Origin of the sequence: Burkholderia cenocepacia (assembly GCF_900446215.1) — a bacterium.
GTDB classification, from domain to species: Bacteria; Pseudomonadota; Gammaproteobacteria; order Burkholderiales; family Burkholderiaceae; genus Burkholderia; species Burkholderia cenocepacia.
On sequence record NZ_UAQZ01000001.1, the window covers coordinates 783,144 to 794,505 of the forward strand.

General features: G+C 68.3%; 10 protein-coding genes. 4 read left to right on the top strand and 6 right to left on the bottom strand.

Annotation, left to right across the window (positions count from 1 at the left end; translation table 11 throughout):
• Positions 1-45: 45 nt before the first annotated feature.
• Both ceoA and DTA15_RS03675 read right to left on the bottom strand, forming a co-directional pair.
• Positions 46-1,263: a multidrug efflux RND transporter periplasmic adaptor subunit CeoA gene (ceoA, locus tag DTA15_RS03670; RefSeq protein WP_006484484.1), complete on the bottom strand. Its 1,218-nt coding sequence runs from the start codon at positions 1,261-1,263 to the stop codon at positions 46-48.
• A 32-nt stretch (positions 1,264-1,295) separates the two neighbouring features.
• Complete coding sequence (locus DTA15_RS03675) at positions 1,296-2,156, bottom strand: alpha/beta hydrolase (RefSeq protein ID WP_006484499.1); 861 nt, start codon at positions 2,154-2,156, stop codon at positions 1,296-1,298.
• Between the two features lie 174 nt (positions 2,157-2,330).
• Between DTA15_RS03675 and ceoR the strand changes: the two genes are divergently transcribed.
• Both ceoR and DTA15_RS03685 read left to right on the top strand, forming a co-directional pair.
• Entirely contained in the window at positions 2,331-3,335 is a 1,005-nt protein-coding gene (ceoR, locus tag DTA15_RS03680) for a putative multidrug efflux transcriptional regulator CeoR (protein WP_006484497.1), read from the top strand.
• 416 nt (positions 3,336-3,751) lie between these two features.
• Positions 3,752-4,045, top strand: a complete 294-nt coding sequence (locus DTA15_RS03685) for a DUF4148 domain-containing protein (RefSeq protein WP_006491979.1) — start codon at positions 3,752-3,754, stop codon at positions 4,043-4,045.
• A gap of 218 nt (positions 4,046-4,263) precedes the next feature.
• Here the strand turns inward: DTA15_RS03685 and DTA15_RS03690 are convergent, their stop codons facing one another.
• From DTA15_RS03690 to selD, 3 genes are all read right to left on the bottom strand, one after another.
• Positions 4,264-5,343 (bottom strand): purine-nucleoside phosphorylase, encoded by a 1,080-nt coding sequence (locus DTA15_RS03690; protein ID WP_006484480.1) that lies wholly within the window; start codon positions 5,341-5,343, stop codon positions 4,264-4,266.
• 230 nt (positions 5,344-5,573) lie between these two features.
• A complete protein-coding gene (locus tag DTA15_RS03695; protein WP_006484492.1) occupies positions 5,574-6,167 on the bottom strand; it encodes a LysE family translocator in 594 nt (197 codons plus the stop codon).
• Positions 6,168-6,248: 81 nt separating this feature from the next.
• The gene (gene selD, locus DTA15_RS03700; protein WP_006484482.1) at positions 6,249-7,313 is read right to left on the bottom strand and encodes a selenide, water dikinase SelD; all 1,065 of its coding nucleotides are present in this window, start codon (positions 7,311-7,313) and stop codon (positions 6,249-6,251) included.
• Positions 7,314-7,428: 115 nt separating this feature from the next.
• Between selD and DTA15_RS03705 the strand changes: the two genes are divergently transcribed.
• Complete coding sequence (locus tag DTA15_RS03705) at positions 7,429-8,265, top strand: EamA family transporter (RefSeq protein WP_006484481.1); 837 nt, start codon at positions 7,429-7,431, stop codon at positions 8,263-8,265.
• Positions 8,266-8,425: 160 nt separating this feature from the next.
• On the opposite strand, the gene pdxR is transcribed toward DTA15_RS03705, so the two are convergent.
• Complete coding sequence (gene pdxR, locus DTA15_RS03710) at positions 8,426-9,934, bottom strand: MocR-like pyridoxine biosynthesis transcription factor PdxR (RefSeq protein ID WP_006491984.1); 1,509 nt, start codon at positions 9,932-9,934, stop codon at positions 8,426-8,428.
• 126 nt (positions 9,935-10,060) lie between these two features.
• On the opposite strand from pdxR, the gene DTA15_RS03715 reads away from it, so the two are divergent.
• A complete protein-coding gene (locus DTA15_RS03715) occupies positions 10,061-11,344 on the top strand; it encodes a 4-aminobutyrate--2-oxoglutarate transaminase (RefSeq protein WP_006483657.1) in 1,284 nt (427 codons plus the stop codon).
• The last annotated feature ends 18 nt before the right edge of the window (positions 11,345-11,362 follow it).

Here is an 11,362-nt window from a genome sequence, read left to right on the forward strand (position 1 = left end):
GGGTTGCTCTGTCTGGTTGAACGCGGATGCGAAGCGGCGCGCCGCTTACGAATCCGCCTTCGCCGGTGCGGCCGGCTTCGCGGTGCTCGCGAGCGGCGCGGACGGCGCATCGCCGCCCGTCATCGGGACCATGTGCGGCTTCACCTGCTCGCCCGGACGCACGCGCTGCGTGCCGTTCACGACCACGCGGTCGCCGGCCGACAGCCCGCTCACGATCACGCGCCGGTTGCCGTGCTGCATCCCTTGCTGCACTTCGCGATACGACACGCGGCCCTGCTGGTCGACGACGAACACGAACTTCTTGTCCTGGTCGGTGTTGATCGCCGCGTCGTCGACGAGCAGCGCCTCGTGCGGCGCGCTGCCGCCCACCTTCACGCGTGCGTAGAGGCCCGGGACCAGGGTGCCGTCCGCGTTGTCGAAGCGGGCGCGCACGCGGATCGTGCCGGACGACGTGTCGAGCCGGTTGTCGACCGAATCGATCTCGCCGCTGCGCGAGTAGCCGGTTTCGTTCGCGAGGCCGAGCTCGACCGGCACCTTGCGGCCGCTGCGCGCGCCGTTGATGTATTGCAGGTAGGTCTGCTCGTCGGCGTCGAACGACGCGTAGATCGGCGACACCGATACCAGCGTCGTCAGCGGCGCGGCCGACGCGCCGGCCGACACGACGTTGCCGAGCGTGATTTCCGCGCGCGACACGCGGCCCGACACCGGCGCGGTGATGCGCGTATAGCCGAGATTGATGCGCGCCGTTTCCAGCGCGGCTTCGGCGGCCTTCAGGTTCGCGTTCGCTTCGCGCGCCGCGTTCTGCTTCTCGTCGTAGTCGCGCTTCGCGATCGCGTTGTCGCCGATCAGCCGCTGCGCGCGCTGCCAGTCGGTCTGCGCGTAGCCGTTGCGGGCCTGCGCGGCCGCGAGCTGCGCGGCGGCGCGGTCGACTTCCGCCTGGTACGGGCGCGGGTCGATCACGAACAGCACGTCGCCCTTCTTCACGAGCGCGCCGTCCTTGAAGTTCACCGCGACGATCGTGCCCGACACCTGCGGGCGCACGTCGACTTTCTCGACCGCCTCGAGGCGGCCCGAATAGCTTTGCCAGTCGGTCACGGTCTGCGGCACGACGGTCGCGACGTCGACTTCGGGCAGCGGCGCCGCCGCTTTCTCGGGGGCGTTCGCGCTCACGCGCATCGCGCCGAACGTGCCGAGGCCGACGACGGCGAGCGTGACGATCGCCGCGGTCGCGATTCGGGAACGGGAGGTGCGTAGGATGGCCATGTGGATCTCCAGTAAGCGTGGATTGGTTCTGGTTATTCGGGACGGTTCGGCTGGCGGGCCTGGAAGCGGCACTGGAAGAAGCGCACGGCTTCCTCGAATGCGGCTTCGTGCGTGGCGAGCGCGGCGTGCGTGATGTCCGGGTAGCGGATCACCTGCGTGAGCACGCCCGACGAGATCAGGCAGCCCGCATAGTTCTCCGCTTCGACGTGCAGCACGTCGTTCTGCGCGGTGACGACGAGCGTCGGCGGCAGCCCCGCGAGGCGCACCGATTCGATCGGCGCCGCGTACGGGTGCATGCGCTGCGCGGCCTGCGGCAGATACGCGCGATAGCAGGCCGCGCATTCGCGCGCGGTGATGTCGGACGCGAGGCGCTCGGCGTCGCCGATGCGCGTCATGCTCGGGTCGAGCATCGGCCCGAACAGCGCCTGCGCGGCGATCGACACTTCGCCGCGGTCACGTGCGATGAAGGCGAGGCAGTTCGCGAGCTGGCCGCCCGCGTCGTGCCCCGCGACCCCGATCTTCTTCGGGTTGCCGCCGAACGCGCGGGCGCGCGTCGCGGCCCACACGGCGGCGCGATACGCATCCTCCGGCGCGGCCGGAAAAGGAAAGGCCGGCGCGAGCGAATAATCGACCGACACTACGAGAGCTGGTAAGCGTTCTGCTAAAAAACGCGCGGCGAAATCCGCGTCTTCGAGCGAACCGCGGACGAAGCCGCCGCCGTGGAAATAAAGCACTACTGGCAACCCGGTCTTGTCCGGGCGGCGGTAGAGACGCAGCACGATGTCCTGCGCGTAGCCGGGAATTTCCACTTCGGCAACCGTCAGCGCCGCGCCCGCTATGGCTTGCGCGGGCAGCGCGGCTTTCAGGAATTTGCTGAATTCAGAAGCGTCCATGACGATGCAGCATCCATTTCGAGATGGAACGAATTCTGGGTCCGGCAGACATTGGGATAAATGCCTATAATCCGGCAACACAATTCAACGCCCCCGAACAATCCGAGGCTGCGTTTACCCACGAGGTAGCGCAGCCTTCTTGTTCCGGCGGCAAATTAAATTGCGGAGGTTGTGATGGACCGGCTTCAGGCCATGCAGGTGTTTACTCGCGTCGTCGATACAAGCAGCTTCACCAAGGCAGCAGAAACGCTCAGCTTGCCGCGAGCGTCCGTCACGACGATCATCCAGAATCTCGAAGCATTCCTCGGCGTGCGGCTGATGCACCGGACCACGCGCCGGCTCTCGCTCACGCCGGACGGCGCCGCGTACTACGAACGATGCGTGCGGATCCTCGCGGACGTCGAGGAAACCGAAGCAAGCTTCCAGGCCAACAACCGGAAGCCGCACGGAAAGTTGCGTATCGACATGCCGGGCTCGATCGGGCGGCTGCTCGTGATTCCGTCGCTGTGCGAATTCCATACGCGCTACCCGGACATCGACCTGCAACTCGGCCTGTCCGATCGGCCGGTCGACCTGCTGCAGGAAGGCGTCGACTGCGTGATCCGCGTCGGTGCGCTGCAGGACTCGTCGCTCGTCGCACGCCGCGTCGGCCTGTTCGAATGCGTGACCGTCGCGTCGCCCGATTATCTCGAGCGCCACGGCGAGCCGCAGACGATCGACGACCTGAACCAGCACAAGGCCGTCAACTACTTCTCGAGCCGCACGGGCCGCACGATCGACTGGACCTTCCTGATCGACGGCAAGGAAGTCGAGATGAAGATGGAGGGCATCGTGTCGGTAAACGACGCGGATGCGTACGTGACGTGCGGAATCGAAGGCTTCGGGCTGATCCAGCCGCCGCTGTTCATGGTGCTGCCGCACCTGCGCGAAGGCCGGCTCAAGGAAGTGCTGCCCGGCGTCAAGCCGCTGCCGATGCCGATTTCGGTCGTGTATCCGCACAGCCGCCATCTGTCGCCGAAGGTGCGCGTGTTCGTCGACTGGGTGGCCGAAGTGTTCGACCGTTGCCCGCTGCTGAGCGGCAAGGGCAGCCTCGACGCGACGTGCAGCAAGCGCACGTTCGAGGAAGCCGAACGCGCGCCGGTGCTCGATACGCCGGTCATCAACGAGTGGGTCGCGTAATCGCCTGACCCCCACGCGCGGGCCGGACGGCCCGCGCGTCATCCCGCCTGAGCGCCGCCCGGCACGTCTGTCAAGCGCGGTGCCCCGATCCTTCCCGAATCCGCAGTAAACCTTTGCGCGACCCGCGGCAATCGGCCGCGTGCGTCGTCGCGGGTCGTTGCGCGTCGCCGCCGCGCATCCCGGCGAAGCCCGCGCCGCGGGGCCCCCGGCCATTTCCGCATAGCCCTGCCGGCGGTGCGGATGACGATTGTTCCACTGACACGACAATTCAATTCGCGTCTGCCGCATTTATCGCACCGGAACAGATACCTAGAGTAAACCCTGTCGCGCACCTCGTTGCGCATCGAACAGATCCCGCCTTGCGGGACCGGAGTCAGCGCTCAAGCGCCAGCTCCGACATCTCTAGGAGTGACGCCATGAACCGCCGCCATCTTCTCTCGGCCCTTGCTCTCGCGCTTGCGGTGTCCGCACCGGCCTTCGCCGATTCGGGTACCCCGCATGCCGGCGACTACGGCAACACGTCGTGGTACTCGCAACACAACGGCCCGCGGACGCGCGCCGAAGTGAGCGCGGAAGTCGTGCAGGCCCGCAAGGACGGCACGCTCGCATACCTGCGCAAGGCGACTTCGTATCCGCAAGGGCTCGAACTCGCACAAAGCCCGTATCGCTCGACGCCGGAAGGCAACCAGCTCGCCGGCGGGGGCCGGTAAACGCGCGACGCCGCGCGGCGGGTTGCCCCGCGCGCGGCGTTTCGAACGACTTTGTCGACGACTCGCTGAGTCAGTTAGTTGCAGGAGCACATGATGAACGATCAACTTCCTTCGCCGCTCGATCACTGGGACGACACCACGCCGGTCTGGACGCCGTTCCGTTCGGCCCCGCAATCGCATTGACTGCGTTGACCGCCGGCTGAGTCATCGTCCGGCCGTCAACGACGCGGCACGCCGTCGCGCCATTCGCCCCAGTGCGTGACGATGTCCTGCACCAGCGGATTGCCCGCGCGGTACAGGTTTTCGGTCGCCGGGGCGAAGCCGCCCTGGTCCGCGTAGTTCAGCAGGTTGTCGGTGCTCGTCTGCCCCGCGTACGGCCGATCGAAATCGGACCCGGTGCGCAGCACGGCCACACGCGACAGGTCGACCCGCTTCACGCTCGCCGCGCGCTTGAGCGCTTCATACGTCGCGTTGTCCTCCTGCGCGGTCATGCAGTAGGTGCCCTTGCCGTCCGTCAGGATCTTGGTCCACTGACGCGCGCGCTCGCCGATCAGCGTGCCCGAGAACCACGTGTTGCCCGACGACGTATCGCACTGGATCACCGTCGGCGGCCGGTTCGCCGGCGCATACGTGAACTTCGCGCGCGCAGCCTGCGCCTGGGCGCTATCGGCGAGCACGACGTTGCGCGACAGCGCGTACGCGGCGTCGGTCAGCTGCGGGTTGAGCTGGAACACTTCGGTGCGATAGTCGAGCGGCGGCTTGTCGTTCGGGCTCTTCGTGTTGATGCCGAGAAAGCCGGTGTTCCACCCGGCCGGAATCTCGCGCGCATCGAGCTCCCACTGCAGGCTGAAATCGACGAGGTATTTCGACCACGCGGCCGATCCGACCGTGCCCTGTGCGGGGTCGACGCCCGCGATGCCCGAGATCAGGAAATAGGTGCGGCGCAGATCGAAGCGTGGCGAGAACGTGAGCGCCATGATCGTCGCCGACGCGTTCGCATAGCCCATCCCGGTCGTGACCACGCACACGTCCTGCTTGTTGCAGTGGACAGCCGGATAGTCGGGCGACAGGCCCGGCACGGTGATGTCGCGCCACGGGCCGAGCCGGTCGAGCCATGCCTGGCCTTCCGGGCCGAACATCGTGATGATCATGACCTTGACCGGGCGGCCATGCGAGCCGGTCTCGGCGAATGCTGCATTGCCTGCATCGTTGCCCTGGTTGTCCTGCGCGATCGACGGCGCGGTCGCACAGGCGGCAAGCGAGAATGCGGCGGCGGAAAGGATGGAGCGAGTCAGCATCGGCGTTCCTTGTTTCGGTGATGTTGGGTGAGAACGGCTCTCGGAGACTGCGCGACGAGTATAGAACGGGCGTACGCGATGCGGAACCCGACTACGAAACGGCTGGCGGTGTTTCGTGCGAACGGAGGCGTGTTGCGCGACGGAAAATCGCGCATTCGTCGCGGCCTTGCAAACATCAGGAATGCTATCGGGTTCGTCGCCGTGCGCGACGTCGGCCGCTTCGCGCCGCGCTACACGCGCATCAGCCCCGCGACGCCGTAGCCGAGCACGACGAGTGCGGCGACCCCATGGCTCGCCGCGAGCCACGCTGGCGATTTCACGAAACGCCCGATCGCGCTGCCGCCGAACGCGAACACGAGCTGCCCGGCGAGACTGCCCGCGAACACGCACGCGGCGCCGAGCAGCCAGTGCCGATGCGCGCCGGCGGCAGCGGTCGCATAGCCGTAGAACAGCAGGATGGTCAGCGGGTTCGCGAGCGTGACGAAGAACATCGACATGAACGGGCGATTGCCCGGCGGCGGCGGGACGTCGCCATCGAGCGTGCGGCGCCGGTCACGCAGCGCCTGCCACAGCATCCGCGCGCCCATCGCGAGCAGCACGCACGCACCGACCATGCGGAACAGCGACAGATGCGACGCGAGCGTGCCCGCGAGCAGCGCGCCGATGGTGAACGCGACGACCGCATAACAGCCGTCGGCAGCGGCCACTCCGATCGCCGCGCGCACGCCGGTCGCCGTGCCGGCGCGCATGCCGTAGTTCGCGATCATCAGCGCGACGGGCCCGACCGACAGCGCGATCATCAGCCCGAACAGGAAGTCGTTCATCGGTCGTCGATGGCATCAATACCGTCGATGGAAGGCATCGATTCCAGCGACGTCGAAACGATACGCGGTATGAATCCGGCGTCAGGCGACGTCGACGCGTGCGGGCCCGTCCGCCATCTCGCCGATCACGGCCGCGCGGTCGAAGCCGTCGGCACGGAAGCACGCGAGCACGTCGTCGACCGCCTCCGGCACGCACGCGACCAGCAGCCCGCCCGACGTCTGCGGATCGGTCAGCAGCGCCTGCGCGACGGGCGGCAGCCCGTCGGCGAGCCGTATGTCAGTGCCGTACGCGGCCCAGTTGCGGCCCGACGCGCCGGTGAACACACCATCGGCAACGAACGTCTCGACGCCCGCGAGCCACGGCAGCGACGCATAGTGCACGCGCGCGGTGAGCTGCGCGCCGCGCGCCAGTTCGAGCGTATGGCCGAGCAACCCGAAGCCGGTGACGTCGGTCAGCGCATGCACGCCCGGCAGCGCGGCGAGCTCGGCGCCCGGCCGGTTCAGCTTGGTGGTCGTCGCGACCATCTGCGCGTAGCCGTCGGCGTCGAGCTGGTTCTTCTTCAGCGCGGCCGACAGCACGCCGACGCCGAGCGGCTTGCCGAGCACGAGCACGTCGCCCGCGCGCGCGGCCGCGTTGCGCTTCACGCGCGACGGATGCACGACGCCGATCGCCGCGAGCCCGTAGATCGGCTCGACCGAATCGATCGAATGACCGCCCGCGACCGGAATGCCGGCATCCGCGCACACCGATTCGCCGCCGCGCAGCACGGCCGCGATCGTCTCGTGCGGCAGCACGTTGATCGGCATGCCGACCAGCGCGAGCGCGAGGATCGGCTTGCCGCCCATCGCATAGACGTCGGACAGCGCGTTGGTGGCCGCGATGCGGCCGAAGTCGAACGGATCGTCGACGATCGGCATGAAGAAATCGGTGGTCGCGACGATCGCCTGCTCGTCGTTGAGCCGGTAGACCGCCGCGTCGTCGGACGTCTCGGTGCCGACCAGCAGATCCGGGAACAGCGCGGGCGGCGTCGCGCGCTTGAGCAGCTCGGACAGCACGCCCGGCGCGATCTTGCAGCCGCAGCCGCCCCCGTGCGACAGGCTCGTGAGGCGCGGAACGGCAGGCTGGGCTTGGGTGGCTTCGGTCATCGTCGGCATCCGGTGAATAACAACGTTCTATTATCGACAATTCCGCGCGAGCGCGCCCGATACCCACATAATTGACGGCGCTGCCCCGCTCCCGCCTTCGTCCGCCCGTTCGTTCATGGATCACTTCTTCATCGGCCTCGTGCTGTGCTCCGCGCTGCTGCACGCCATCTGGAACGCGTTCCTCCACGTCAGCGAAGATCGGCTGGTCCAGCTCGGCACGATGTCGCTGCCGTATCTCGCGTTCGGCATCGCCGGCGCCGTGCTGCTGCCCGCGCCGGCGCCCGCCGCGTGGCCGTACGTCGTCGCGTCCGCCGTGCTCGAGGTCGCGTACTGCTTCACGCTGGCGCGCGCGTACCGCAACGGCGAATTCGGGCAGATCTATCCGATCGCGCGCGGGATATCGCCGCTGCTCGTATCGGTCCTCGCGCTCGCGATGCTGCACGAACGGCCGACGCCGTTCGGCTTCGCGGGCATCGCGCTCGTGTCGTTCGGCATCATGTCGCTCGCGCTGCGGCGCGGCTTGCGGTTCTCCGGCGAAGGCGTGCCGTATGCGCTGCTCACCGGCGTGTTCATCGCCGCGTATTCGATCTGCGACGGGATCGGCTCGCGCGTGTCCGGCAGCGCGCTCGGCTATATCGCGTGGGTGTATCTGCTGTGGAGCGTGCCGCAGCTCGTGCTCGTCTGCGCGGTGCGCGGCGGCCCGCGCGCGGTGCTCGGCTCGCGCACCGCGCTCACGCAGGGCGCGATCGCCGGCACGATCTCGCTCGCCGCATACGGGATCGTGATCCTCGCGTATCGGCACCTGCCGGTCGCGACCGTGTCGGCGCTGCGCGAAACGAGCTCGATCTTCGCGGTCGCGATCGGCTGGTTCGTGATGCGCGAGCGGCCCGGTGCGCAGCGGCTCGCCGCCTGCGCGCTGGTGGTCGCGGGCGCGGCGTTGATCCGGCTTTAAACAGCGGGCCAGCGGCCGCCGCTGACGCTGCCGGACGCGTCGAACCGGCTCCACGCGAATCCGCGCATCGGCGAACGTCTCGCGCGTCGCGGCACACGCCTGTTCCCCGCACCGCGGGCAGCACGATTCGGCCCGCCGGCGGCGCGGCTGTCCGTCCGCCTCACACCGCCGCCGCCACCTTGTCGAACGCCCGCTCGTCGATCGCCTCGGCAAGCGTCGCGAACGCGGTCGCGATCTCGTCTTCCGGCACGCACGCATAGCCGAGCAGCAAACCCGATGCGGCACGCTCGCGATCCGCGTAGTACCCGGACAGCGGCCGCACCACGATGTTGCGTTCGAGCGCGGCCTGCGCGACCGCGCGATCGTCGACGCCGGCCGGCAATTGCGTGACGAGATGCAGCCCGGCGTCGCTGCCGAGCGCGTGCAGCGTATCGCCGTAGCGCCGCGCGACCGCGTCGAGCAGCACCTCGCGGCGTTGTCCGTACAGCGTGCGCATCTTGCGGATGTGCGACACGAAGTGCCCTTCCGCGATGAATTCGGCGAGCACGGCCTGCTGCAGCAGCTGCCCTTCGCGATACAGCTCGGCGCTCGCGGTCGCGAAACTTTCCGCGAGCGGCTCCGGCGCGACCAGATAGCCGACCCGCAGCCCCGGGAACAGCGTCTTGCCGAAACTGCCGACGTAGATCACCTGCCCGGCCGTGTCGAGCCCCTGCAGCGACGCGAGCGGCCGGCTGCCGTAGCGGAATTCGCTGTCGTAGTCGTCCTCGATGATCCAGCAGCCGTGCTGGCGCGCGTATTCGAGCAGCATCCGCCGCCGCGCGAGGCTCATCACCATCCCGAGCGGATACTGGTGCGACGGCGTGACGAGCATCAGCTTCGGCGGCTCGGCGAGATCGGCGGCCGACGGCGCGATGCCTTCGTCGTCGACCGGAATCGGCCGCGTGGTCAGCCCCGACACGTTCAGCACGCTGCGCACGCCCCAGTAGCACGGGTCCTCGGTCCAGATCGCGTCGCCCGGGTCGGTCAGCAGCCGCACCGCGAGGTCGATCGACTGGTGGATGCCGGTCGTGATCACGATCTGCTCGGGCGTGCAGCGCACCGAGCGCGACGTGCGCAGGTAGTCGGCCAGCGACTCGCGCAGCAGCGCGAGCCCGCCGCCCGGCGCATAGGTCAGCAGGTCGGGGCGCAGGCGCCGCCAGTACTTGTTGTGCAGCCGCGTCCACACACGCGCCGGAAATCGCGACACATCGGGCACGCCCGGCATGAACGCGCCGCCCTGGCGCTTCGACACGCCGGCGCCTTCGACGAGCCGCGTGCCGCGCGCGGACAGCCGCCGTACGGACGGCGTCACGACGGCCGGGCCGGCGCCCGCGTCGGGCGGCGCGCCGACGATCTCGTCCGGCGCGCTGTCGGCGACGAACGTGCCGCGCCCCGTCGCCGAGTTCACATAGCCTTCGAGCGCCAGCTGTTCGTAAACCTGCGTGACCGTGTTGCGCGCGATCCCGAGCTCGGCGGCCAGCAGCCGCGACGACGGCACACGCGTGCCGGCCGGCAGTTCGCGCGACAGGATCGCCTGTTGCAGCAGCCGGTGAAGCTGCCGGTAGATCGGCTGTTCGCCGCCGCGCACGAGGCGCTGCGCCAGCCAGTCCGACAACACGCTCGCGCGCATGATTGGCTCCTGAATATTTATTGAAATGGCTCTGATTGCCAGAGCCAAATGTGATTATAGTCGCCTCCATGGGCTGCCAAGGCGCCCGATTTCCTACCCACCGGACAGAACATCAAGGAGATGACCGTGAAGAATGCCGACCTGCAGGCCCGCAAGAACGCCGCCACCCCGCGCGGCGTCGGCGTGATGTGCGATTTCTACGCCGCCCGCGCCGAGAACGCGGAGCTGTGGGATGTCGAAGGCCGCCGCTTCATCGATTTCGCCGCCGGCATCGCGGTGCTGAACACGGGCCACCGCCACCCGAAGATCGTCAAGGCGATCGCGGATCAACTGAACAGCTTCACGCACACCGCTTACCAGATCGTCCCGTACGCGTCGTACGTCGAGCTGGCGGAAAAGATCAACGACCGCGCGCCGGGCGACTTCCCGAAGAAGACCGCGTTCTTCACGACCGGCGCCGAAGCCGTCGAGAACGCGATCAAGATCGCGCGTGCGGCGACCGGCCGTCCGGGCGTGATCGCATTCTCGGGCGGCTTCCACGGCCGCACGATGATGGGCATGGCGCTGACCGGCAAGGTCGCCCCGTACAAGCTGAACTTCGGCCCGTTCCCGGGCGACGTGTTCCACGCGCCGTACCCGAACGCACTGCACGGCGTGACGACGGCCGACTCGATCAAGGCGATCGAGATGCTGTTCAAGGCCGACATCGATCCGAAGCGCGTCGCCGCGATCATCTTCGAACCGGTCCAGGGCGAAGGCGGCTTCAACCCGGCGCCGGCCGAATTCGTGCGCGCGCTGCGCAAGATCTGTAACGAACACGGCATCCTGCTGATCGCCGACGAAGTGCAGACGGGCTTCGCACGTACCGGCAAGCTGTTCGCGATGCAGCACTACGACGTGCTGGCCGACCTGATCACGATGGCGAAGAGCCTCGCGGGCGGCATGCCGCTGTCGGGCGTCGTCGGCCGTGCGGACGTGATGGACGCGGCCGCCCCCGGCGGCCTCGGCGGCACCTACGCGGGCAACCCGCTGGCGGTCGCGTCGGCGCACGCGGTGCTCGAGATCATCGACGAAGAGAAGCTGTGCGAGCGCGCGACGCAACTCGGCGACGTGCTGAAGGCGAAGCTGAACGCGCTGCAGGCCGACGTGCCGCAGATCGCCGACGTGCGCGGCCCGGGCGCGATGATCGCGGTCGAATTCCTGAAGCCGGGTTCGGGCGAGCCGGATGCCGAATTCACGAAGCGCGTGCAGGCGCGTGCGCTCGAGCGCGGCCTGCTGCTGCTCGTGTGCGGCGTGTACTCGAACGTCGTGCGCTTCCTGTTCCCGCTGACGATCCCGCAAGCCGTGTTCGACGAAGCGCTCGTGATCCTCGAGGAAGTGCTGAAGGAAACGGTCGGCGTGCCGGCCTGAGTTCCCGTCCGCTGCAAC